This window comes from Pseudooceanicola antarcticus (assembly GCF_900215355.1).
GTDB lineage: Bacteria > Pseudomonadota > Alphaproteobacteria > Rhodobacterales > Rhodobacteraceae > Pseudooceanicola > Pseudooceanicola antarcticus.
In genome coordinates, this window is record NZ_OBEA01000005.1 from 173,268 (window position 1) to 196,031 (window position 22,764).

At 67.3% G+C, this 22,764-nt stretch carries 21 protein-coding genes; 20 read left to right on the forward strand and 1 reads right to left on the reverse strand.

The features are described 5' to 3' along the window. The first annotated feature begins 1 nt into the window (after position 1). The 9 genes from CRO50_RS13665 (at position 2) to pepT (ending at position 11,763) form a co-directional block, all read left to right on the forward strand. Positions 2 to 628: a sulfotransferase family protein gene (locus CRO50_RS13665; RefSeq protein WP_097146678.1), complete on the forward strand. Its 627-nt coding sequence runs from the start codon at positions 2 to 4 to the stop codon at positions 626 to 628. Continuing rightward, positions 625 to 2,979 (forward strand): glycosyltransferase family 2 protein, encoded by a 2,355-nt coding sequence (locus CRO50_RS13670; RefSeq protein WP_097146480.1) that lies wholly within the window; start codon positions 625 to 627, stop codon positions 2,977 to 2,979. Before CRO50_RS13665 ends, CRO50_RS13670 begins: the two co-directional genes overlap by 4 nt. Before the next feature lie 27 nt (positions 2,980 to 3,006). Then, positions 3,007 to 4,065, forward strand: coding sequence for a glycosyltransferase family 2 protein (locus tag CRO50_RS13675; RefSeq protein WP_097146481.1), 1,059 nt, complete (start codon positions 3,007 to 3,009; stop codon positions 4,063 to 4,065). A gap of 117 nt (positions 4,066 to 4,182) precedes the next feature. Then, positions 4,183 to 5,166: a phosphoadenosine phosphosulfate reductase gene (locus CRO50_RS13680; protein WP_179747289.1), complete on the forward strand. Its 984-nt coding sequence runs from the start codon at positions 4,183 to 4,185 to the stop codon at positions 5,164 to 5,166. Positions 5,167 to 5,214: 48 nt separating this feature from the next. Next, positions 5,215 to 6,267 carry a dihydroorotase gene (pyrC, locus tag CRO50_RS13685; RefSeq protein WP_097146482.1) on the forward strand — a complete coding sequence of 351 codons (1,053 nt, stop codon included), beginning with the start codon at positions 5,215 to 5,217 and terminating at the stop codon, positions 6,265 to 6,267. 116 nt (positions 6,268 to 6,383) lie between these two features. Further along, entirely contained in the window at positions 6,384 to 7,061 is a 678-nt protein-coding gene (locus tag CRO50_RS13690; protein WP_097146483.1) for an orotate phosphoribosyltransferase, read from the forward strand. A gap of 383 nt (positions 7,062 to 7,444) precedes the next feature. Further along, a complete protein-coding gene (locus tag CRO50_RS13695) occupies positions 7,445 to 8,953 on the forward strand; it encodes a replicative DNA helicase (RefSeq protein WP_097146484.1) in 1,509 nt (502 codons plus the stop codon). A 371-nt stretch (positions 8,954 to 9,324) separates the two neighbouring features. After that, entirely contained in the window at positions 9,325 to 10,164 is an 840-nt protein-coding gene (locus tag CRO50_RS13700; RefSeq protein WP_097146485.1) for a DUF1194 domain-containing protein, read from the forward strand. Between the two features lie 360 nt (positions 10,165 to 10,524). After that, a complete protein-coding gene (pepT, locus tag CRO50_RS13705; RefSeq protein WP_097146486.1) occupies positions 10,525 to 11,763 on the forward strand; it encodes a peptidase T in 1,239 nt (412 codons plus the stop codon). Positions 11,764 to 11,867: 104 nt separating this feature from the next. On the opposite strand, the gene CRO50_RS13710 is transcribed toward pepT, so the two are convergent. Next, positions 11,868 to 12,521 carry a hypothetical protein gene (locus tag CRO50_RS13710; RefSeq protein ID WP_143516924.1) on the reverse strand — a complete coding sequence of 218 codons (654 nt, stop codon included), beginning with the start codon at positions 12,519 to 12,521 and terminating at the stop codon, positions 11,868 to 11,870. Positions 12,522 to 12,762: 241 nt separating this feature from the next. Here CRO50_RS13710 and alr point away from each other — a divergent pair, with 241 nt between their 5' ends. From alr to surE, 11 genes are all read left to right on the forward strand, one after another. Beyond that, entirely contained in the window at positions 12,763 to 13,803 is a 1,041-nt protein-coding gene (alr, locus tag CRO50_RS13715; protein WP_097146488.1) for an alanine racemase, read from the forward strand. Positions 13,804 to 13,810: 7 nt separating this feature from the next. After that, positions 13,811 to 14,596 carry an MlaE family ABC transporter permease gene (locus CRO50_RS13720; RefSeq protein ID WP_097146489.1) on the forward strand — a complete coding sequence of 262 codons (786 nt, stop codon included), beginning with the start codon at positions 13,811 to 13,813 and terminating at the stop codon, positions 14,594 to 14,596. Further along, complete coding sequence (locus CRO50_RS13725; protein ID WP_097146490.1) at positions 14,593 to 15,339, forward strand: ABC transporter ATP-binding protein; 747 nt, start codon at positions 14,593 to 14,595, stop codon at positions 15,337 to 15,339. Before CRO50_RS13720 ends, CRO50_RS13725 begins: the two co-directional genes overlap by 4 nt. Positions 15,340 to 15,407: 68 nt before the next feature. Further along, a complete protein-coding gene (locus CRO50_RS13730) occupies positions 15,408 to 15,881 on the forward strand; it encodes a paraquat-inducible protein A (protein WP_097146680.1) in 474 nt (157 codons plus the stop codon). 63 nt (positions 15,882 to 15,944) lie between these two features. After that, the gene (gene radA, locus CRO50_RS13735; RefSeq protein ID WP_097146491.1) at positions 15,945 to 17,312 is read left to right on the forward strand and encodes a DNA repair protein RadA; all 1,368 of its coding nucleotides are present in this window, start codon (positions 15,945 to 15,947) and stop codon (positions 17,310 to 17,312) included. Between the two features lie 49 nt (positions 17,313 to 17,361). Further along, complete coding sequence (locus CRO50_RS13740; protein ID WP_097146492.1) at positions 17,362 to 17,922, forward strand: CvpA family protein; 561 nt, start codon at positions 17,362 to 17,364, stop codon at positions 17,920 to 17,922. A 306-nt stretch (positions 17,923 to 18,228) separates the two neighbouring features. Next, positions 18,229 to 19,737 (forward strand): amidophosphoribosyltransferase, encoded by a 1,509-nt coding sequence (gene purF / locus CRO50_RS13745; RefSeq protein ID WP_097146681.1) that lies wholly within the window; start codon positions 18,229 to 18,231, stop codon positions 19,735 to 19,737. A 171-nt stretch (positions 19,738 to 19,908) separates the two neighbouring features. After that, positions 19,909 to 20,448 (forward strand): DUF2199 domain-containing protein, encoded by a 540-nt coding sequence (locus CRO50_RS13750; protein WP_097146493.1) that lies wholly within the window; start codon positions 19,909 to 19,911, stop codon positions 20,446 to 20,448. A gap of 104 nt (positions 20,449 to 20,552) precedes the next feature. Next, positions 20,553 to 20,798 carry a hypothetical protein gene (locus CRO50_RS13755; protein WP_097146494.1) on the forward strand — a complete coding sequence of 82 codons (246 nt, stop codon included), beginning with the start codon at positions 20,553 to 20,555 and terminating at the stop codon, positions 20,796 to 20,798. A 44-nt stretch (positions 20,799 to 20,842) separates the two neighbouring features. After that, a complete protein-coding gene (locus CRO50_RS13760) occupies positions 20,843 to 21,499 on the forward strand; it encodes an SDR family NAD(P)-dependent oxidoreductase (protein WP_097146682.1) in 657 nt (218 codons plus the stop codon). 440 nt (positions 21,500 to 21,939) lie between these two features. Then, a complete protein-coding gene (gene surE, locus CRO50_RS13765) occupies positions 21,940 to 22,722 on the forward strand; it encodes a 5'/3'-nucleotidase SurE (protein ID WP_097146495.1) in 783 nt (260 codons plus the stop codon). Positions 22,723 to 22,764: the final 42 nt, after the last annotated feature.

The following is a 22,764-nucleotide window of genomic DNA, read 5'->3' on the forward strand; positions in this document are numbered from 1 at the left end:
GATGCGCGTGATCAACCTCGGCCTGCCGAAATCGGGCACCACCAGCTTCGCCGAGGCCCTGGCCCGCGCCGGGCTCAACGTGGCCGACCACCGCATCCGCAAGGGGCAGACCGCGCATGTGGGCATGGTGCGCAATTTCGTCGGGCAGGTCCTTTATCGCGGCTTTTACAACAGCGGCGATCCCCTTGAAGAGCTTCAGGAATTCGACGCCGTGGCCGAGGCTTCCTTCCTGCATGGCGGGCGCCAGGCCTGGCCGCAGATGGACCATGCGCTGCTGACGGCGATCCGGGCGCGGCATCCGCATGTCAAGTTCACCGCCACCCGCCGGGCGGCGGACAAGCTGGCGGGCTCGATGATGCGTTGGACCAACATGGCGGCCCGGCTCGAGGCCAACGCCCTGCCCGGCCTGCCCGTGGGCTTCGGCGGCTCCGAGGCGCATCTGGCGCGCTGGATCGACGGGCATTATGCCCACCTGGCCCGGCTCTTCGAGGGCGACCCGGCCTATCTCGAGCTCGACGTGGCCGCCCCGGATGCGCAGCAGAAGCTGGAGCAGTTCCTGGGCCTCGACCTGCCCTGGTGGGGGCGCGCCAACGAGAACACCGCCCGCCCCGAGGGGGGTGCGGCATGAAGATCATCCTGCATATCGGCACCGAGGCCACCAGCTCCGAGGCGCTGCAGGCGACCCTCGACGTGAAGCGCAACCAGCTTCTGGCAAAGGCCGGCGTGCTCTTTCCCAGCAGCCCCGGCAAGCGAAACCACGCGCGGCTCTACATGGCGATGACCGACCCCGACCAGGTCGACCCGCTGCGCTTCAATCGCGGCTTCATCACGGCAGAGCGGCAAGCCACGCTGCAAGCCGCCCTCAAGGCCGATCTGGAGAGAGAGATCACGGCGGCCCAGCCGCGCGTCCTGCTTCTCTCGGCCGGGCAGTTGGCCGGCGGCCTCAGCCGCACCAGCGAGCTGGAGCGCCTGCGGGACCTGCTGCGCGGCTTCTCCGACGATATCTCGGTGGTCATGCACGTCGGTCCGCAGACCGAGGTCATGCTGCGCGCCTATATGTTGCAGCTGCACGAAGGCCGGGGCCGTTCCCTGGCCCTGGAACAGGCGATCCCCGAGGGCAGCGACTGGCGCACCGCCTGTCTGTCCCAGATGCCCGAGGCCGACCCCCTGCGCGGTATCTTCCCCACCATCGAGGCACCGCTCTTCTGGCTGGATTACGAGGCCCTGCAGGCGCATTGGGAAAGCGTCTTCGGTCCGGGCAGTCTCAGCTTCCGTCCCCATGATGCAGAGCGTTTCGCCTCCGAGGCGGTGATCGACGAGATCCGCGACATGCTGGGCACCGAGGACAGCCTGGGCCGGGGCGAGGCCACGCCGCCACGCCGGCTGCTGAACGCGCCCACCCTTGCGCGGGCCCGGCAGATGAACAGCCTGTTGCAGGCCTACCTGGCGCCCGGCACCTCGATCCTGCCGCGCAAGCTCTGGTCGGCCTTCCTGGGCGAGGTGGCGATCGAGGGGCCGGAGGCCGATCCGGCCGCGCTGTCGGCGATCTGCGCCCGCTTCGCCCCCGGCAATGCTCGGCTTGTCGAGCGTCATCCGGCGCTGAGCGCGGAAAGCCTTGCCCTGCCCGCCCCCGGCGCGCCCTGGCAAGAGCCCGACCCGCTCTATGGCTACCGGCCCTCGCAGTACTTCATGGCCATGCGCTGGCGCATCGAGCGCGCCACCCGCGCCGAACGCGCGGGCAAGATCGCCGAGGCGCAGGGCATCGACGCCGCGCCCGCCACCCCCGGCGAAGGGCTGAGCGAGACGGCCCGCGCCATCCTGCCACCGGGCGCCGTGGTACAGTTCGACCAGCTCAGCCGCAGCCCCTTCGCGCCGCACAACAACCTGGGGCAGCTGGACGAGACGGCTCTCCTGCCGCCCTACAGCCCCGCGCCGCCGCGCTCCCTGCCCGCCGGCAGCAGCGGGCGGGTGGCCGTCGGCTGCATGAAGAACGAGGCCCCCTACATCCTTGAATGGGTCGCCTACCACCGCGCCATCGGCTTCGACAATTTCCTGATCTACACCAACGGCTGCACCGATGGCACTGACGAGATCCTGACCCGGCTGATGCAGCTCGGGGTGCTCGAGCACCGCGACAACGACGGCTGGCAGGGGAACTCTCCGCAGCAATGGGCGCTGGATTGCGCGTTGGAAGAGCCGGTGATCCGCGATGCCGAATGGATCGCCCATTTCGATGTCGATGAGTTCGTCAACGTCCGCTGCGGCAATGGCACGCTGGATGACTTCTTCGCCCATGCGCCCGAGGCCACCAATATCGCCATGACCTGGCGGCTCTTCGGGCACAACGGCGTCACCCAGCTCTCGGATGAGATGGTGATCGCGCAGTTCGACCATGCGGCGCCGAAATACTGCCCCAAGCCCCATACCGCCTGGGGCTTCAAGACCATGTTCCGCAATATCGGCGCCTACCAGAAGATCTCGTGCCACCGGACGAACAAGCTGCGCAAGGGCAAGGCCGAGCGGGTGCAATGGGTCAATGGCTCGGGCCAGGAGATCACCCGCGAAGTGCTGAAGAACGGCTGGCGGAACTCTCGCAAGAGCATCGGCTATGACCTGCTGCAACTGAACCACTATGCCCTGCGCTCGGCCGAAAGCTACCTGATCAAGCGCCAGCGCGGGCGGGCGCTGCACGTGGATCGCTCCATCGGGCTGAACTACTGGGTGCGCATGGACTGGTCGGATCACCGCGACATCACTATCCAGCGCAACATCCCCCGTGTCCGCGCCGAGATGGAGCGCCTCTTGCAGGACGACCAGCTGCGCCAGCTGCACCGGCAGGGCCTGGACTGGCACCGCGCCAAGGCCGCAGAGCTGCATGCCCAGCCCGAGTTCCAGGATCTCTACCACAAGGCCCTGGCCCTGAAACTGACCGAGACGGAGCGCGCGGCCTACGCGCTGGCCCTCGATGTGGAAAGCTGATGCCCCTGCCCCGCGGAGGGCCTCGTGATGCGCGTGCTGGCCATTCTCTGCCTGCGCAACGAGGCCGCCTTCCTGCTGGAGTGGCTGGCCCATCACCGTGCCGTGGGGTTCACCGACTTCCTCGTCTTCTCGAACGATTGCCAGGATGGCACCGACGCGATGCTGGACCGGCTGGCCGAGATGGGCCAGCTGACCCATATCCGCAATGACGGCCCCTATGATGCGCGCGGCATCCAGTTCACCGCGCTCAAGCAATGCGAGAAGCTTGATATCGTGCAGCAGGCCGACTGGATCCTGCCCTTCGACATCGACGAGTTCGTCAACATCCACGTGGGCGAGGGCCGCATCCCGGACCTGCTTGCCGCCCTGCCCCAGGCCACGGCCATCACCCTGACATGGCGGCTCTTCGGCAATGGGGGCGTGGTGCACTACGAGGACAAGCCTGTCACGCAGACCTTCCAGCGCGCCGCCCCCGCGGTGCTGCACTGGCCCTGGCGTGCGGCCATGTTCAAGACGCTCTACCGCAACGACGGCACCTATCGGAAGGTGGGGGTCCACCGCCCCCGCGCCCCGGTGAAGGAGCGGCTGGAGGGCGCGCGCTGGTTCGGCTCTGACGGCCACGAGCTGCCCGACAGGTTCCGCACCGAGCGGATCTTCTCGAACTTCGGGCGTGACAACTACGGGCTGGCACAGCTCAACCACTATGCGCTCGGCGCCATGGAAAGCTATGTGCTGAAGGCCGACCGGGGCCGGGCCGTGCATGGGGACCACATGCTGGATCTCGACTATTGGGTCGAACGCAACTTCATCACGGAAGAGGACAGCTCGATCCTGCGCCTTGCACCGCGGATGGAGGCCGAGCTGGCCGCATTGCGCGCCGATCCCGCGCTGGCCCAGCTGCATGCCGAGGCCGTGGCCTGGCGTCACGCGCGCTTCCGCGCGCTGATGCTGCAGGAGCCCTTCCGCGCCCTCATGGGCCGGCTGCTGCTGACACCGCCGTCGCGCCCCCTGCCGCCCGAGGCCGCCCGCTTCCTGCAACGCTTTGCCATGGCGGCCCGGCAGGTACCCCCCGCCGGGTCAGGCTGACGCGAAGTCCCGTGCCGTTTCGGTGCAAAGCCTGACGGGCTCCCAAATTTTGCCCGAATCCGCCTCTAGTCTCGCCGCTCGAAGACCCCGAGGGACAATCGGGGGTCCGGAGTACCAATGCCAGAGCAGATCAAAGCCCTTCCTCCTGCCGACCTGACCGCCTCGCTCGAAGGACTCGGTCGGAACGAATGGCGTGCCCGTCTTGCCGGGATCGCCCGCGCCCGCGGTGCCTTCCGCGAGCTCGGCGGCGATCATTTCGCCGCCTATGTGGCCGGAGGCGAGACGCTGCTGGTCACCTTCGAGACACAGGCCGGCATCCAGGGGCTCACCGAAGAGGGCCAGCCCATGGGCTGGCGCATGGTCCGCGAAGAGGGCTGGTCGCACCTGTGCATCGTCTCGGAGGGGGACACCTGGTTCCGCGATGCGGCGGTCTATGAATATGTCGACGAGCTGATCGACGAGGGCTTCTTCGAGGCCTTCGAGCAGGTGCTGTTCTTCGGTGCCGGGCCCTGTGCCTATGCCGCCTGCGCCTTCTCGGTCGCAGCCCCCGGTGCGCTGGTGCTGGCGATCCAGCCGCAGGCGACGCTGAACCCCGAGCTCACCGAATGGGACGAGCGCTTCCGCGAGATGCGGCGGCTCGATTTCACCTCGCGCTACGGCTATGCGCCCGACATGCTGGACGCCTGCGCCCATGCCTGGGTGCTCTATGATCCGGTCGAGCGGCTGGATGCCATGCATGCGGCCCTCTTTGCCCGGCCCAATGTCACGCTCCTGCGGCTGCGCCACATGGGGGCGGCGCTGCAGGGCTCGCTGCTGCGCATGGGGATGCTGCACACGCTGCTGCGGCTGGCCAGCCAGGAGCGGCTGGAGCCGCGTGTCTTCGCCACGCTCTACCGTCGCCGCCGCCGCTATCCGCCCTACCTGCGCAACCTGCTCTCTTCGCTCGAGGCAGAGGGGCGCGAGGTGCTGATCCAGGCGCTTTGCCGCAATGTCACCTCGCGGATGAACCTGCCGCGCTTCCGCCGCCGCCTGCAAGATGCCGCCGGCCGCAGCATCCCGGACGGCGCACCGATGCGCCGTGCCATGGACCAGTTGGACTGACCGGGAAGCCTCTGGCGCGGCGCGCGCGCATGTCGTAAAGCCTGCCTCATGACCCAGAGCCTCACCATCCGCCGCCCCGACGACTGGCACCTGCACCTGCGCGACGGCGCGATGCTGGAGGCCGTCCTGCCCGAAACCGCCCGCCATTTCGGCCGCGCCATCATCATGCCGAACCTGGTGCCGCCCGTCGTCACCGGCGAGCAGGCCGGTCAGTACCGTGACCGCATCCTGGCCGCCCTGCCCGAGGGCATGGACTTCGAGCCGCTGATGACGCTCTACCTGACCGAGAACACCGACCCTGCAGACGTGGCCGCAGCCGCCGCCTCGGGCCTGGTGAAGGCGGTGAAGCTCTACCCGGCGGGGGCAACGACCAACTCGGCCTCCGGCGTTACCGATTTCCGCAAGGTGGTGCCGGTGCTGGAGAAGATGGCCGAGATCGGCCTGCCGCTTTGCACCCATGGCGAGGTGACCAACCCCGAGGTCGACATCTTCGACCGCGAGGCGGTCTTCATCGACACCGTGCTGGACCCGCTGCGCCGCGAAATCCCCGAGCTGCGCGTGGTGATGGAGCATATCACCACCTCCGACGCGGCCGACTACGTGCGTTCCGCCGAAGCGGGCCTTGGCGCGACGATCACCACCCATCACCTGGTGATCAATCGCAACCATATCCTGGTCGGCGGCATCAAACCGCATTACTACTGCCTGCCCGTCGCCAAGCGCGCCACCCACCAGCAGGCGCTGCGCAAGGCGGCGACCTCTGGCGATCCGCGCTTCTTCCTGGGCACCGACTCCGCGCCGCACGTGGACCCGGCCAAGGAATGCGGCTGCGGCTGTGCCGGCTGCTTCACCGCCACCAACACCATGGCGATCCTAGCCCATGTCTTCGAGGAGGAGGGCGCGCTGGAGAAGCTCGAGGGCTTCACCTCTCTCAACGGTCCGGCCTTCTACCGCCTGGCGCCCAACCGGGGCAGCCTGACGCTGGAGCGCACGCCCAAGGACTACCCGGCCAAGATCGAGACCGAGGCCGGCGGCCCGGTGACCGTCTTCGACCCCGGTTTCACCCCCGCCTGGCACGTGGCTTCGGTCAGCGCGGCGTAAGTTTCGCAGGTCTGCGCGGCTGCAGGCCATCTTCGGGACGCCTCCGGGCGCCCCGAGCCTCCGGCGGCAGTATTTCCGGCCATCGGATATGTAGAGATGATCAAGAGGACCCGACGATGATCCCCAGCTCCTACCCCTCGAAAGACGAAATCGCCCGGCTGACCGCGGGGATGCTCCTCGATATCAAGGCCGTCGATTTCAACACCGAGACCCCCTTCACCCTGGCGTCCGGCCTGCCCTCGCCGTCCTACGTGGATTGTCGCAAGCTGATCTCTTTCCCGCGCATCCGCTCGGCGCTGATGGATTTCATGGCCTGCACCGTGATGCGCAACGCAGGGCTCGAGGCCTTCGACAACATCGCCGGTGGCGAGACCGCGGGCATCCCCTTCTCTGCCCTTGTGGCCGAGCGCATGGCGCTTCCGATGACCTATGTGCGCAAGAAGCCCAAGGGCTATGGCCGCAACGCCCGTATCGAGGGCGTGATGACCGAGGGCCAGCGGGTGCTGCTGGTCGAGGACCTGACCACCGACGGCGGCTCGAAGCTGTCCTTCGTCGACGCGATCCGCGAGACCGGTGCGGAATGCGCCCATACGGCGGTGATCTTCTACTACGACATCTTCGAGGGCACCGAGGAACGCCTGGCCGAGCATGGTGTCACCCTGCACCACCTCTGCACCTGGTGGGACGTCCTGGCCGAGGCCCGCGCCCGTGGCGCCTTCGACGCGGCGACGCTGGACGAGGTCGAGCGCTTCCTCAAGGCCCCGCGCGCCTGGCAGGAGGCCCGCAAGGGCTGACCCCCTGGCGGCACCGACTCGCCGCGGTGCCGCATCGACGCCCAGGGCCGTGCAAGCAGACGCCCCTGGGCCGAACGGGTAAATAACAGGCGCCCAAACGCTCTTCTGGCAGGCAGAATCCCGCGGCTTTGCGCAAGTGATTTCACCTTATCTGGCAATTTCCCGGAAATGGGGCACAGGATATGGTAGGATCAACCTATGCACATCTTATCCACAGGATATCCAGATTGTCGCGGGCGCCCTGAGGCGGCTATGACCTCTCTCCACGGGGGACGATCCGGCGCGAAGATCCGGACGACCGAGGCAGGTCCTTCCCGCGGCAGCAGGGACCTCTGCCGCGGGATCGCGAATACCCCCCTCTGGACAGGATATCGGAAACAGGCATGAACGAGATCAGCACCTTCAACGCATCCGGCACTCCCGCCGACAATCCCGGCGGGGAAGAGGGCGATCTGGCGCAGGCCATGCCGCATTCGGTGGAAGCCGAACAGCAGCTGCTTGGCGCCATTCTGACCAACAATGATGTCTATGACCGCATCGCCTCGATCATCAACTCGGGGCATTTCTACGATCCGGTCCATGCCCGCATCTACGAGGTCGCCGCGGCGCGCATCGCCAAGAACAACCTGGCCTCGCCGGTCACCCTGAAGGCCTTCCTGGCCGATGACCAGGGGCTGCAGGAACTGGGCGGCGCCTCCTACCTGGCCAAGCTCGCCGGGGCCGCGGTCTCGTCCTATGCGGTGCGCGACTACGCCCAGATGATCTACGACCTGGCGATCCGGCGAGAGCTGATCCGCCTGGGCCGCGACATCTCGGACGGGGCGGCACGGGTCAACGTCGACAACGATCCGAAAGAGCAGATCGTCCAGGCCGAACAGAAGCTCTACAAGCTCTCCGAGCAGGGCTCTTCGGAATCGGGCTTCGTGTCCTTCCTGAAGGCCGTCACCGACGCGGTGAACGTCGCCAATGCCGCCTACCAGCGCGAAGGCGGGCTGGCCGGCGTGTCCACCGGGCTGATCGACATGGACCGCAAGCTGGGTGGCCTGCACCCCTCGGACCTACTGATCCTCGCCGGGCGTCCTTCCATGGGCAAGACCTCTCTGGCCACCAACATCGCCTTCAACGTCGCCAAGGCCTACAAGCGCGGCATGCGCCATGACGGCACCGAAGGCGCCGTCGAGGGCGGCGTCGTCGGCTTCTACTCGCTGGAAATGAGTGCCGAGCAGCTGGCCGCGCGTATCCTGTCGGAGGCGGCCGAGGTTCCTTCCGAGCAGATCCGCAAGGGCGACATGACCGAAGAGGAATTCCGCCGCTTCGTCGAGGCCGCCAAGTCGCTGGAAGCCTGCCCGCTTTACATCGACGACACCCCTGCCCTGCCCATCGCCCAGCTTGCCGCCCGTGCGCGGCGCCTGAAGCGGACCCATGGCCTTGACCTGCTGATCATCGACTACCTGCAGCTCTGCCGTGGCACCGCCGACAACCGGGTGCAGGAGATCGCCGAGATCTCGATGGGCATGAAGGCCATCGCCAAGGAGCTGAACATCCCGGTGATCGCGCTGTCCCAGCTGTCGCGGACCGTGGAAAGCCGGGACGACAAGCGCCCGCAGCTGTCGGACCTTCGCGAATCGGGCTCGATCGAACAGGACGCCGACGTGGTGATGTTCGTGTTCCGAGAGGAATATTATGTCGAACGAGAGAAGCCCTCGGACGACAGGCTGGACGAAATGGCCGCCTGGCAGGAGCGCATGGAGCGTCTGCACGGCAAGGCGGAAGTGATTATCGGCAAGCAGCGTCACGGTCCCATCGGCACCGTTGAACTGTCCTTCGAGGGCCGCTTCACCCGCTTCGGCAACCTGGTGAAACCCTGGCAGCAGGGCCAGGACGACCACTAGGCCTCCTTCGCGCGCCACGGCGCCAAGACACTGAATTCAGAGCGGAAGACCGGCCCTCTCAGGGCGGCGGCTTCCCCTTGCCCGGCGGTCAGGCCGGGGCGCCCGCCAGGCTCTGGCAAGGGCTCGATGCCCTGCGGCGCGGGCGACTATTTCGCACTCGCAGCATCTCACAATCATTTGACAAGTCAAACCGTACGCATGCGCCTTGAGCTGCTATATTTGGAAAATTCGCGACAGTTCGCACGGGGAAATCTCGCGTTAAGGTAAATTGGCTAGTTTTCTGTGCATCTGTTGCGGTTGTTACCGATTTCATTTGCTGCGGTGCAGCAAATGCTCTGGACAGATCCGCCCCAGCCACCGGACAATTTGTCATGCGCCTGTTACAAGTACTCCCCTTCCTGTTTCTCCCCGCCCCTCTTGCCGCCGAGGGCGCCGATCTCTTCGCCTATGATCCGACCGTGGTCGAGGTGGATGTAGAGCTGGCGCTGATGGTGGATGTCTCTCGTTCCATGACCTCGCGCGAGCTGGAAATCCAGCGGCGCGGCTACGCCGAGGCGCTGACCTCGGACGCGGTGCTGTCGGTCATCGGCGACGGCTTCCTGGGGCGCATCGCCCTGACCTACGTCGAATGGGCCGGGCCCGGATCGCATCGCGTGGTGGTCGACTGGACCACCATCGGCTCTGCCGAAGAGGCCGCGCGCGTCGCCGGTGCCCTGATGGCAAACCAGCCCTATGGCATGCAGCGGACCTCGATCTCTTCGGCGCTGGACTATGCGGCCGACACGATCGAGGGCAATGGCTACCAGGGCCTGCGGCGGGTGGTCGATGTCTCGGGCGACGGGCCGAACAACTCGGGCGCCCCCGTGGTGCCCGCCCGTGACCGGCTGCTGCAACGCGGCATCATCATCAACGGGCTGCCCCTGATGACCGATGAGGGCGTGGGCTCGCAATGGTCGATGGATACGCTTGATGCCTATTACCGCGATTGCGTGATCGGCGGTCAGGGCGCTTTCGTCATCCCCGTGCGCAGCTGGGACGAATTCGCCGATGCGGTGCGCCGCAAGATCGTGCTCGAGATCGCGGCGATCCAGCCCCGCATCATGCGCGCCGGCAGTATCGACGCCACCCCGGCGACCGGCGTCGCGCCGCAATCCGATTGCCTGGCCGGCGAGAAGACGTGGGAGCGTTTCCGCCAGCAATGGGAGCCCTGAGGCCCCGGCAGATCACCAGCGGCAGGGCCTGCCGGCCCTCTCCCGCAACCCGGAATTCCCGAGCGGGGCGCGCGCGCCTCGCACCCTCCCAGACTGGCCGGTCCTTCGGGGCCGGCCTTTTTCCTGCGCCTGACGCGGAGGCGGGGCGGACAGGTCCGCCTGCCACGGCGCGGGTGGCGCGAACCCGCGGCCCCTGTGCTCTGTACTCTTTGCTCTGTGCTCTGTGCCCTGTGCCCTGCTCCTGTCACAGCGCTCCGTCGATACGGCAAGACCCCGCGAAGCGGCGTCACTCCCCCGGCGGCATGACTTGACTCTGCCCCCCGCCCCCGGCCTTCTCGCGCCAAGAGATCAGGAGTTCCCATGTCCAGCCAATTCCCCCCCGAGCTTGAAGCCCGCCTCACCCGCTACGCCGCGATCGACAGCCAGAGCGATGCGCTTTCGCCCAGCTCTCCCAGCACCGAGATCCAGCTGGACATGATGCGCCTGCTGGAAAAGGAGCTGACCGAGATCGGTGCCAGCGATGTGACGCTCACCGAATATGGCGCCGTGCTGGCGACGATCCCCGGCAATACCGAAGGCCCCACCGTCGGTTTCCTGGCCCATGTTGATACCGCGCCGCAGTTCAACGCCACGGGCGTCAAGCCTCGGGTCATCAAGGGCTACAACGGCGGAGAGATCACCTTCCCCGACAATCCCAACCTCGTGCTCTCGCCCGAGGAATTCCCCTACCTGGCCGAAAAGCAGGGCCATGACCTGATCACCGCCTCCGGCACCACCCTGCTGGGCGCCGACGACAAGGCGGGCGTGGCGATCATCATGACCGCCATGCGCCACCTGCTGGAAAACCCCGAGATCCCCCACGGCCCCATCCGCGTGGCCTTCACCCCGGACGAGGAGATCGGCCGCGGCGTCGATGCCCGGCTGCCCAAGGACCTGGGCGCCGACTTCGCCTATACCTTCGACGGCGGCAAGGTGGGCGAGATCGAGTACGAGACCTTCTCGGCCGATGGCGCCCAGGTCACCGTGACCGGCGTCTCGATCCACCCCGGTTTCGCCACCGGCAAGCTGGTCAACGCCATCCATCTGGCCTCGAAGATCGTCGAGATGCTGCCCCAGGCCACCATGACCCCCGAGACCACCTCCGGGCGAGAGGGCTTCATCCATGCCACCGACATGGTGGGCGGCTCTTCCGAGATGAAGCTGACCTTCATAATCCGCGACTTCGAGCGCGACGGGCTGGCCGCCAAGGGCGCGCTGCTGAAGCAGGTCTGCGAGGCCGTCGCCGCCACCGAGCCGCGCGCGAAGATCACCTGCGAGATCACCCCGCAGTACCGCAACATGTACTATTGGCTGGAAGAGGACATGACGCCCGTCGACCTCGCCCGCGACGCCTCCCGCGCGCTCGGGATCGAGCCGGTCTCGGTGCCGATCCGCGGCGGCACCGACGGCTCGCGCCTGACCGAAATGGGCGTGCCCTGCCCCAACCTCTTCACCGGCATGCAGAACATCCACGGCCCGCTGGAATGGATCTCGGTCCAGGACATGGCCGTGGCCACCGACCTCTGCCTGCAGATCGCCCAGAAGGCGGCGAAGGGGTAACATTCGGTGCGCGGGGCTTACGGGCCCCGCGCAGACCGGCAAAGCGGTGAACGATAACCTGTTCCTGCCCCAGCTTTTCCGTCAGGTCGCTCTGGCCGCTCTGACTACTCCTGGCCAGCTAGCGACGCGATCCAGGCGTCGAGCTCTTCCTGAGACATGGGCATCCCATCCTGCTTGGGGAAATTCTGCCGGAAACGCCGCACCTCCTCCGTGCGATTGGCGCTTATCCAGTCCGAAACGAAATCTGAAACCGCTGCTTCATAGAATTCGGCCAACTGTTGATTTACGTTGGTCCCATTTGAAAAAATAGAGTTACGCTCAAAGACCGTGGCCCAGTAATCGAGGTAGTATCCTTCACCCGTTTCCGAAGACACCCATCGGTTATCGACGGGCGCACTTACCGAGAATCTCGCACTCACGGCACAAACCCCGGAAGTTCTGAAGCCAAAGGCGGTAACTTTTGCGAATACAACTCTGGTTCCAAAGAACGCCGGATCATATCCCAACACCGGAATACCTTCACGTTCGAAGGACAGCCGGGATTTCGCCCGGATCGTGTCAGAGTTGGTCCAACAGTTGTCGCTGACTTGGTCCGAAACTTCCAAGTAGGCAAAATCAACGATCCCAACTCTCGCCTGCGATGGTAGGAATGTATCTCCTTGCTCGCCGCTCGCGCTTCCTGAAATCAAGGACAGAGACAGCGCTCCGAGCATATGCCGCCAATAGCGCGTGATCTTTGCAGTACATTGATTGAACATCGCCCCCCCGAAAAACTTCCCCAGCAGCCATCTCGACAGTCTCGCAAGCGCAACTTTCAGTCAAGCAGACCGCCACCAGAGGTGACCAAGCTCAAAGATCTGACCTGCCTTTCGCTCCGCATCCTCATTCCAACCAGGGATTAGTCTTGGCTTGTGCTTCCAAGGGATTGCCTCCGCCGACCACCCCGGGTAGCCCCTTTTTCCCCTTGCGCCCTTCGCCCACAGGGATCAAGAAAACCCCATGACCACCTCTCGTCTCTCCATCGACCTCGACGCGCTCAAAGCCAACTGGCGGGCGCTTGATGCGAAATCCGCCGCCGACGTGGAATCCTCCGCCGTCGTCAAGGCCAATGGCTACGGGCTGGGCGCTCCGCGCGTGGCCCAGGCGCTGGCCGAGGCCGGCGCACGGCGCTTCTTCGTCGCCGCCGCCGAGGAAGGGCTGGCCGTGCGCCAGGCCCTTGGTCCGGGCGCGCAGATCTGCGTCTTCGGAGGCCACGGCAAGGGCGATGCGGCGATCCTCGAACAGGCCGACCTGGTGCCGATGCTGAACTCGGTCGAGCAATACCGCCGCCACCGCCAGGCCCTGCCCGGCGCGGCCTTCGGCATCCAGCTGGACAGCGGCATGAACCGCCTCGGCCTGGAGCCCGCCGACTGGGCCGCCCTGCGCGACGAGGCGCTGGCCGCCGGTCCCGAGCTGGTGATGTCGCACCTGGCCTGCGCAGACGAGCCCGACCACCCGATGAACCGCCAGCAGCTAGAGGCCTTCCGGTCGATGGTCGCGGGCGTCGAGGTGCCCTGCTCGCTCGCCGCCACCGGCGGCATCCTGCTGGGTGCCGACTACCACTTCCAGCTGACCCGCCCCGGTTGCGGCATGTACGGCGGCCTGCCCTTCGCCGATGCCCAGCCCGTGGCCTATCTCGACCTGCCGGTGATCCAGACCCGCCGGGTCGAGCCGGGCGAGGCCGTGGGATATGGCAACACCTGGGTGGCAGAGCGCCCCTCTCTGATCGCCACGGTCGCCGCCGGCTATGCCGACGGGTTGCACCGCATCATGGGTCCGAAGACCCTGACCTACGCGGGCGAGACCCCCTGCCCCATCGTCGGCCGGATCTCGATGGATCTGATCACCGTCGACGTGACCGATGCCGCAGAGGTGCCGGATTACCTTTCGCTGCTGAACGACAAGCAGGGCGTCGATGACCTGGCCGAGAACGCCGGCACCATCGGTTACGAGATCCTGACCTCCCTCGGCGCCCGCTACGCGCGGCACTACCGGGGCTGACCCGGTGATGCGCCTGCCCCTGAGCCTACTGGCCGCCCTCGGCGCCGCGGTGCTCTCGGGGCTGGCCGCCGTCGGGCGGGTGACGCTCTTCGCCCTGGCCACCTTCCGCCACATGCTCAGCCCGCCCTTCTACGGGCGCGAATTCCTGGTGGCGCTCGGCAACGTGGGCTGGCTGTCCCTGCCGGTGGTCGGCCTGACCGCCTTCTTCACCGGCGGCGCGCTGGCGCTGCAGATCTACGCCGGCGGCGCCCGCTTCGATGCCCAGGCGGTGGTGCCGCAGATCGTGGCGCTCGGCATGGTGCGCGAACTTGGCCCGGTGCTGGTCGGCCTGATGATCGCCGCCCGCGTGACCTCCTCCATCGCCGCCGAGATCGCCACGATGAAGGTGACCGAGCAGATCGACGCCCTCGTCACCCTGTCCACCCACCCGATGAAGTACCTGACCGTGCCGCGCGTGCTGGCCGGCATCGTCGCGGTGCCGCTGCTGGTCGGCCTGGGCGACATCATCGGCATCTTCGGCGGCTTCACCGTGGGCGTGCAGTCCCTGGGCTTCAACCCCTCGGTCTACATCCGCAACACCTGGGACTTCCTCGAACCGCTCGACGTGATCTCGTCGCTGGTCAAGGGGCTGGCCTTCGGCTTCATCGCCACGCTCATGGGCTGCTACGCGGGCATGCGCTCAGGCCGTGGCGCGCAGGGCGTGGGCCGGGCCACCAAGGCCTCGGTCGAGGGGGCCTCGGTGCTGATCCTTGCCGCCAACTTCCTGCTCACGGGGGTGTTCTTCTCGCTATGATCGAGCTTGCCGGTGTCACCAAGAGCTTCGGCGCCAACCGGGTGCTGGCCGGGGTCGACCTCAGCGTCGGGCGCGGCCGCTCGCTGGTAGTGATCGGCGGGTCGGGCACCGGCAAATCGGTGCTGCTGAAGTGCATCCTGGGTCTGGAGGCCCCCGATGCGGGGCGCATCACCGTCGACGGACGCGACGCCGCCACCGGCGACCGAGAGGCCTTCCTGGCCTGTTTCGGCATGCTCTTCCAGGGTGGCGCGCTGTTCGACAGCCTGCCGGTCTGGCAGAACGTCTCGTTCCGCCTGCTGCGCGGCGCGCTGAAGCGCCCGCGTGCAGAGGCCCGCGAGATCGCCATCGAGAAGCTGCGCCGTGTCGGCCTGTCGCCCGACGTGGCCGACAAGGTCCCGGCAGAGCTCTCGGGCGGCATGCAGAAGCGCGTGGGCCTCGCCCGCGCCATCGCCGCCGATCCGCAGATCATCTTCTTCGACGAACCGACCACCGGCCTCGATCCGATCATGTCCGGCGTGATCAACGACCTGATCCGCGAGATCGTTTCCGAGATGGGCGCCACGGCGCTGACCATCACCCATGACATGACCTCGGTCCGGGCCATCGCCGACGAGGTGGCGATGCTGCACGGCGGGGTGATCCGCTGGACCGGACCGGTCGCCGCCTTGGACGCCTCGGGCGATCCCTACGTCGACCAGTTCATCCATGGCCGCGCCGAAGGGCCGATTGCCGCGCTGCGCTAGATTGGCCCGTCGGGCCAGCCTCCGGCGGGAATGTTCGGGGCAAGCTGAATAGAGGGGGGCCCATGTCGATGTCGCGCCTGCTGATTGCGGGAAACATAGCGCTGCTGCTGCTCTTCCCGATCTCCTGGGTGGCACCGCTGCTGCGCGCGGGTCTGCTGCCGCTTTTCGGCTTGTCCGAGATCTCGGTACTCTCGGGCATCGCCTCGCTCTGGGACACGGATATCGCCCTGGCGCTGGTCGTGGCGGCCTTCGCGCTGGTCTTTCCCATGGCCAAGACGCTGGCCCTGCTGGCGGTGCAACTGGGCTGGCTGGGCGGGCGCTGGTCGGGCTGGCTCGGCACCCTCGGACGGCTCGCCATGGCGGATGTCTTCCTTGTGGCGCTCTACGTGACGCTGGCCAAGGGCATCGGCGTGGGCCGCGTCGAAACCGCCTGGGGTCTCTGGCTTTTCACCTTCTGCGTGCTGGCCTCTCTTGCGCTCTCGCAGCTGGCAAAGCGGCAAGAAACAGCTGGTGGGATGGCGGGCGGGGCGTCGCGCCGATAGGCGCGCGCGCCGGACACCATCCCGGCAATTGACCCCCACCCCCGCGCGGGGCATGAAGTCCCCATGGCCAAACCCGTCACCACCTTCTCCTGCGCCGAATGCGGCGCCACCTCCTCCAAGTGGTCCGGCCGCTGCGAAGCCTGCGGCGCCTGGAACTCGATCTCCGAGGATGTCCCCCTCTCCGCAGGCCCCTCGGGCAAGACCCTGGGCGCTGCACGCGGCAAGCGCGTCGCGCTGAGCGATCTCTCGGCCAAGGAGGCCCCGCCGCCGCGCACCTCCTCGGGCCTTGACGAGCTCGACCGGGTGCTGGGCGGTGGTCTGGTGCCCGCCTCGGCGATCCTCGTGGGGGGTGATCCAGGGATCGGCAAATCGACCCTGCTGCTGCAAGCCGCCGCCGCTTTCGCGGGCAAGGGGCTGAAGACATTCTATATTTCCGGCGAAGAGGCCTCGGCCCAGGTGCGGATGCGCGCCGCGCGGCTCGGGTTGCAGAATGCGCCCGTCCAGCTTGGCGCCGACACCTCGCTGCGCGACATCCTGACCACGCTGGACGAGGAACGCCCGGACCTGGTGATCATCGACTCGATCCAGACCATGTGGTCCGACATCGTCGACAGCGCCCCCGGCTCGGTCTCCCAGGTCCGCGCCGCCGCCCATGAGCTGACCACCTTCGCCAAGCGCCGGGGCGCGGCCGTGGTGCTGGTCGGCCATGTCACCAAGGAGGGCCAGATTGCCGGCCCCCGCGTGGTCGAACACATGGTCGACACCGTGCTCTATTTCGAGGGCGAGCGCGGCCACCAGTTCCGCATCCTGCGCGCGGTGAAAAACCGCTTCGGCCCCGCCGACGAGATCGGCGTCTTCGAGATGACGGGCGCAGGCCTGGCCGAGGTCTCCAACCCCTCGGCGCTCTTCATGGGCGAACGCGGCCGCCCGGTGCCGGGCTCTGCCGTCTTCGCGGGCATCGAGGGCACCCGCCCCGTGCTGGTCGAGTTCCAGGCCCTTGTCGCCCCCTCGCCGCACTCCCAGGCGCGCCGCGCCACGGTCGGCTGGGATGGCTCGCGGCTGGCGACGATCCTGGCGGTGCTCGAGGCGCGCTGCGGCATCCCCTTCGCCGGGCTCGACGTCTACCTGAACGTCGCCGGCGGCATGAAGGTCAGCGAACCGGCGGCCGATCTCGCCGTCGCCGCCGCGCTGCTTTCCGCAAGGGAAGATTCCGCCCTGCCCGCCGATTGCGTGGTTTTCGGAGAGATTTCGCTCTCCGGCGCGCTGCGACCGGTGGGTCAGACGGAAAACAGGTTGAAAGAAGCGGCGAAACTTGGTTTCTCGTCCGCGATCGCCCCCGAAGGTGGAAAGCCCGGCGGGAACGAGGGGCTGCGGCTGATGCGCATGGCGGATCTGACCAGCTTCGTAGGAGAGGTTTTCGGCGCCGGTTGAGGCGGAATTTGGGGCCAATGGCCCCGGCAAGAATGCGGGGACGCGGCCCATGGAAGGTTTCACTCTCATTGACGGGATCGTCGCGGCGATCGTGCTGATCTCGGCCATCCTGGCCTATTCGCGCGGCTTCGTGCGCGAATGCCTGGCCATCGTCGGCTGGATACTGGCCGCCGTGGTGGCCTTCATCTTCGCCCCCGACATCCAGCCGCTGGTCAAGGAAATCCCGGTGGTCGGAGACATGCTGGCCGGCAGCTGCGAGCTGACAATCATCGCCGCCTTCGGCGTGCTCTTCGCCCTGGCCCTGGCCATTGCCTCGCTCTTCACGCCGGCCTTCGCCTCGGTGGTGCAGCGCTCTGTGCTGGGCGGCATCGACCAGGCGGCGGGCTTCCTCTTCGGCGTGGTGCGCGGCGTGCTGCTGATCGCGGTTGGCTTCTTCGTCTACAAGACCATGCTCACCAGCCAGTCGGTCGAGATGGTCGACAACTCCCGCTCCGCCGCCGTCTTCGCCAAGCTGACCACCAAGATCGAGGAAGAAGACCCCGAGCAGGCGCTTGGCTGGATCACCGAGAAATACGAAGAGCTGGCCTCGACCTGCACCGCAGAGGGCTGATCCGCTCCGACCCACCGCCAAGGCGCCGGCAGACCCTGCCCGGCGCCTTTTGCATTTCCAGGCACCTGCCAGCCCCCCGTGGACAGCGCCGCCGAGGCCCGAGGCGAAGCTGCCCTTCGCCATTGCGCGGGGCCTCTGCCTGCCCTCAAATCCCCCATCCCGCATCACGATTGCCGCAGTGACACATATCTGTCACCATGGCGGCGTGACACCAGCGCCCAAGGGACGTATGAGGGGCGCGACGGAATGACCGGATTCGGAGCATCCCCCTTGCAGCCCAAGCCCTTCGCCCAGGACGTCCCCCAGATGACCAAGGCTACCTCAGCCGCCCAAGCCCCCGCCCCCCTCTCGGAACAGAAGCGTTTCCACGCTCATCCGTTCGATGATGACAAGCTCAAGGAGGAATGCGGTATCTTCGGCGTCATCGGCGTCACCGATGCGGCAAACTTCGTGGCCCTCGGCCTGCATGCGCTCCAGCACCGTGGACAGGAGGCCGGCGGCATCGTCTGCTATCACCCCGACCATGGCTTCAACTCGGCCCGCCGCTTCGGCTACGTGCGCGACAACTTCACCTCCCAGGACGTGATGCAGACCCTGCCCGGTCCGCTTGCCATCGGCCATGTGCGCTATTCCACCGCCGGCAAGAAGGCCGCGGTGATCCGTGACGTGCAGCCCTTCTTCGGCGAGTTCTCGAAGGGCGGCGCGGCGATTGCCCATAACGGCAACATCACCAATGCCGACGCCCTGCGCCGCGAGCTGATCGAGCGCGGCTCGATCTTCCAGAGTTCTTCGGACAGTGAATGCATCATCCACCTGATGGCCCGCTCGCTGCAAAAGGACATCCCCTCGCGCATGGAAGATGCCCTGCGCCGGGTCGAAGGCGCCTTCTCGGTCATCGCCATGACCCGCACCAAGCTGATCGGCGTGCGTGATCCGCTGGGCGTGCGCCCGCTGGTGCTTGGCAAGGTGGCCGACGGCTACTGCCTCAGCTCCGAGACCTGCGCGCTCGACATCATCGGTGCCGAGCTGGTGCGCGAGGTCGAGCCGGGCGAAATGGTGGTGATCAACGAGGACGGCAGTGTCGAAAGCAGCCATCCCTTCCGCCGCCAGCCCTCGAAGTTCTGCATCTTCGAGCATGTCTATTTCTCGCGTCCCGATTCGATCATCGGCGGCCGCTCGGTCTACGAGACCCGCCGCCAGATCGGTGTCGAGCTGGCCAAGGAAAGCCCGGTCGAGGCGGATATCGTCTGCCCCGTGCCCGACAGCGGCACGCCTGCGGCCATCGGCTACAGCCAGGAAAGCGGCATCCCCTATGCCATGGGGATCATCCGCAACCAGTACATGGGCCGGACCTTCATCGAGCCCACCGAGCAGATCCGCAACATGGGCGTGCGCCTGAAGCTCAACGTCAACCGCGCGCTGATCAAGGGCAAGCGGGTGATCCTGGTCGACGACTCGGTGGTGCGCGGCACGACCTCTCGCAAGATCAAGGAGATGATCCTGGATGCCGGCGCCGCCGAGGTGCACTTCCGCATCGCCTCTCCGCCGACCGCCTGGCCCTGCTTCTACGGTGTCGATACGCCCGAGCGGGAAAAGCTGCTGGCCGCGACCATGTCCGAAGAGGAAATGCGCGATCACCTGAAGGTGGACAGCCTGCGGTTCATCTCGCTTGACGGTCTCTACCGCGCGGTCGGAGAGGCCGAGGGCCGCAAGACCAGCTGCCCGCAGTATTGCGACGCCTGTTTCTCGGGCGAATACCCGGTGGCCCCCTCGGACCAGATCGAGAAGGGCTTCCAGCTGAAGGCTGCAGAGTAAGCGCCGGACCAGGAAGACAGCAAAGGCAGCCCTCGGGCTGCCTTTTCGCTTGCCGGAGGCGGATTTGCATCCACCTTTCCCCCATGCCCTCGCAGCGCACAGGCTGCCCCCTCGCCCTCGCCCTCGCGCCGCCTGGCTGCTAGACAGGGCCAAACGGAAAGGACCCGCCCCATGAACCTCCTCGCTCTCGACGCCCGCTGGCGCCGCCTTCAGGAAAAGTTCGGCGGTGTCTTCGATATCGGCTTCGACATGCCCTCCGCCTGGCCCCATGCGGAACCCACGGCCGAGGCCCCCGAGGTCAGCGCGGGCGAGGATCGCCTGGCGCCCGAGCTCTGCCGCCTCGGCGAGGCACGCTTCCTCCATGCGATCCTGCCGCTGCCGATCCGGGGCTCCGACGAGGTGCTCTACCTCGCGCCCTGGGCCGAGGTCCCCTCCGAGAGCTTCTACGCCTACCTCGACCACATCAGCGACGGTGCGCCCTTCACCGGCAGCCCCGCCCGCCTCGCCAACGATCTGCCGCTCTTTCCGGGCTCGCTCGGGCAGGAGGTCACGCTCGAACCCGGCGGCGAGGGCGCCCGGCCGCTGATCCTTGCCACCGACGGCCCCCTGGCCGAGGCCCAGGACGAGGGGATCTCGCTCGACCAGCTGATCGACCTCTATGCCGCGGCGGGGCAGGATATCCGGCAGGCTCTTGCCGCCGACGAGGCCTGACAGGCAGCCCCTTGCCGAGCGACGTGACGTCCCGGCCTGCGCCTCTTTCCCTTGTCCGCGATCCATGACAGGTGCCGCGTCCTCAAGAACGAAGGACGCATCCCATGGCCAATGATCCGGCCACCCTGGCCACGCAGGAAAAGACCCTGCCCCTGAGAGAGCTGACCCTGATCGGCACGATGACCGGCCCCGAGGGGCCCGAGGCGCTGCTGCGCCGGTCCAACGGCAAGATTGCCCGCGCCCGGCAGGGCGAGAAACTGGACGGGCTGCAGATCACCCGGATCGGCAATGGTGTCCTGACCGGCGTGCTGCGCGGGCGCAGCTTCACAATGACGCTGCCGGGCAGCTGAGCAGGCCCTTGACCCACCGCGGCAAAAGCCGCAAACCCGGCGCCATGAGCGATACCGACAACACCCCCATTGCGCTGGTCACCGGCGCCTCCCGCGGCCTCGGCGCCGCGCTTGCGCTGGAACTGGCGCGTGACCACCACGTGGTGGCCGTGGCCCGCACGGTCGGCGCGCTGGAAGAGCTGGACGACCGCATCAAGGCCATCGGCGGCTCCGCCACCCTGGCCCCGATGGATGTCTGCATGGCTCCGGCCATGGCGCAGCTCTGCCGCTCGATCCACGACCGCTGGGGCGGCGTGGCGGTCTGGGCCCATACGGCGGTCCATGCGGCCCCGCTGACCCCCGCCTCCCACCTCGATGCCAAGGATTGGTCCAAGTCCGTCGAGACCAATGTGACCGCCATGGGCCACCTGGTGCCCTATATCGCACCGCTGCTCGGCACCTCCGGCAAGGCGCTCTTCTTCGAGGATGCCCCCGCTCCGGGGGCCAAGTTCTTCGGCGCCTATGGCGCGACGAAATCCGCGCAGATCGCCCTTGCCCGCTCCTGGGCGGCCGAGACCGAAAAGACCGGACCGGATGTCCGGGTGCTCTCTCCCAGCCCCATGCCCACGGCCACCCGCGCGCGCTTCCACCCCGGCGAGGACCGCACGAAGCTCGCCGATCCCGCGACCGAAGCCAAACGCCTGCTCGCCGGCCTCGACTGACGGCCCATCGAGCTGCGCTCGATGCCTCCGGCGGGAGTATTTCCGGCAGGTGATGAGCCGGGACAATGCCAGGAAAGGCTCCCTCCGTCTCAACCGGGAGCGTGGAACGCCCCTGAAGCAGAAGTCGGCCGCCCATCCGGGCAAGGCCCCCCTGGCATCATCACCAGGCTGAAAATACTCCGGGGGGAGGAGCGCAGCGACGGGGGGCAGAGCCCCCCTCATGCCTCTACATGTCGCCTTCCGGCGACGGGGGGCAGAGCCCCCCTCTTGCCTCTACGTGTCGCCCTCCGGCGACGGGGGGCAGAGCCCCCCTCATGCCTCTACGTGTCGCCCTCCTGCGACGGAAGTGGAACACCCCACCAACTCCGGGCCAAGCGCTTGCTCCCCCTCTTCCCCTCCCCTATGCAGGGCACGAACAGCCCCCGTGGAGAGACAGGCACATGCGCATTCTGATCACCAATGACGACGGCATCAATGCACCGGGGCTCCAGACCCTCACGGCCATCGCCTCCGAGCTTGCCGGCCCCACGGGCGAGGTCTGGACCGTCGCCCCTGCCTTCGAGCAATCGGGCGTCGCCCATTGCATCTCCTACGCCCACCCGACGATGATCGCCAAGCTGGGCGAGCGGCGCTACGCGGCAGAGGGTTCTCCGGCCGATTGCGTGCTGGCGGGGGTGCATGACGTGCTGGCGGGCAAGCCCATCGACCTGGTGCTGTCGGGCGTGAACCGGGGCAACAACTCGGGCGAGAACGCCATGTATTCCGGCACCCTGGGCGGTGCCATGGAGGCCGCCCTGCAGGGGCTGACCGCCATCGCCCTGTCGCAGTACTACGGCCCCGGCAATGTCGATCTGGAAGATCCCTTCGAGGCCGCTGCCGCCCATGGCGCTGACGTGGTGCGCCGCCTGCTGGCGCTGCACAAGCCCGCGACCGCCGGCTACAACACCTTCTACAACGTCAACTTCCCCGCCACCCCGGCGGCAGGGGTCAAGGGCCTCAGGGTCGTGCCCCAGGGGCTGCGCCCGGATACCTCCTTCTCGGTGACGCCGCAGACCTCGCCCTCGGGGCGGCGCTTCCTCTGGGCCCAGGGTGGCAACCAGCATGGACAGGTGCCCGAAGGCACCGATATCGCCGCGAACCAGGCTGGCTTCATCTCGGTGACGCCTATGCGGGCGGATCTGACCGCCCATGACCTTCTGGACACGCTGAAGGGCCTGGAATAGGCCTCGGGGCCTCACGGCCCTTTCCATGCGGCGCGGATTGGG

Coding starts and splice junctions, on each gene's coding strand:
- CRO50_RS13695 (WP_097146484.1), top strand. CDS start 7,445: ATGAACGAGATCAGCACCTTCAACGCATCCGGCACTCCCGCCGACAAT.
- CRO50_RS13665 (WP_097146678.1), top strand. CDS start 2: ATGCGCGTGATCAACCTCGGCCTGCCGAAATCGGGCACCACCAGCTTC.
- purF (WP_097146681.1), top strand. CDS start 18,229: ATGACCAAGGCTACCTCAGCCGCCCAAGCCCCCGCCCCCCTCTCGGAA.
- CRO50_RS13675 (WP_097146481.1), top strand. CDS start 3,007: ATGCGCGTGCTGGCCATTCTCTGCCTGCGCAACGAGGCCGCCTTCCTG.
- CRO50_RS13720 (WP_097146489.1), top strand. CDS start 13,811: ATGCGCCTGCCCCTGAGCCTACTGGCCGCCCTCGGCGCCGCGGTGCTC.
- CRO50_RS13690 (WP_097146483.1), top strand. CDS start 6,384: ATGATCCCCAGCTCCTACCCCTCGAAAGACGAAATCGCCCGGCTGACC.
- CRO50_RS13680 (WP_179747289.1), top strand. CDS start 4,183: ATGCCAGAGCAGATCAAAGCCCTTCCTCCTGCCGACCTGACCGCCTCG.
- CRO50_RS13725 (WP_097146490.1), top strand. CDS start 14,593: ATGATCGAGCTTGCCGGTGTCACCAAGAGCTTCGGCGCCAACCGGGTG.
- CRO50_RS13755 (WP_097146494.1), top strand. CDS start 20,553: ATGGCCAATGATCCGGCCACCCTGGCCACGCAGGAAAAGACCCTGCCC.
- CRO50_RS13710 (WP_143516924.1), bottom strand. CDS start 12,521: ATGTTCAATCAATGTACTGCAAAGATCACGCGCTATTGGCGGCATATG.
- CRO50_RS13670 (WP_097146480.1), top strand. CDS start 625: ATGAAGATCATCCTGCATATCGGCACCGAGGCCACCAGCTCCGAGGCG.
- CRO50_RS13750 (WP_097146493.1), top strand. CDS start 19,909: ATGAACCTCCTCGCTCTCGACGCCCGCTGGCGCCGCCTTCAGGAAAAG.
- pyrC (WP_097146482.1), top strand. CDS start 5,215: ATGACCCAGAGCCTCACCATCCGCCGCCCCGACGACTGGCACCTGCAC.
- CRO50_RS13730 (WP_097146680.1), top strand. CDS start 15,408: ATGTCGCGCCTGCTGATTGCGGGAAACATAGCGCTGCTGCTGCTCTTC.
- CRO50_RS13760 (WP_097146682.1), top strand. CDS start 20,843: ATGAGCGATACCGACAACACCCCCATTGCGCTGGTCACCGGCGCCTCC.
- CRO50_RS13740 (WP_097146492.1), top strand. CDS start 17,362: ATGGAAGGTTTCACTCTCATTGACGGGATCGTCGCGGCGATCGTGCTG.
- surE (WP_097146495.1), top strand. CDS start 21,940: ATGCGCATTCTGATCACCAATGACGACGGCATCAATGCACCGGGGCTC.
- alr (WP_097146488.1), top strand. CDS start 12,763: ATGACCACCTCTCGTCTCTCCATCGACCTCGACGCGCTCAAAGCCAAC.
- pepT (WP_097146486.1), top strand. CDS start 10,525: ATGTCCAGCCAATTCCCCCCCGAGCTTGAAGCCCGCCTCACCCGCTAC.
- CRO50_RS13700 (WP_097146485.1), top strand. CDS start 9,325: ATGCGCCTGTTACAAGTACTCCCCTTCCTGTTTCTCCCCGCCCCTCTT.
- radA (WP_097146491.1), top strand. CDS start 15,945: ATGGCCAAACCCGTCACCACCTTCTCCTGCGCCGAATGCGGCGCCACC.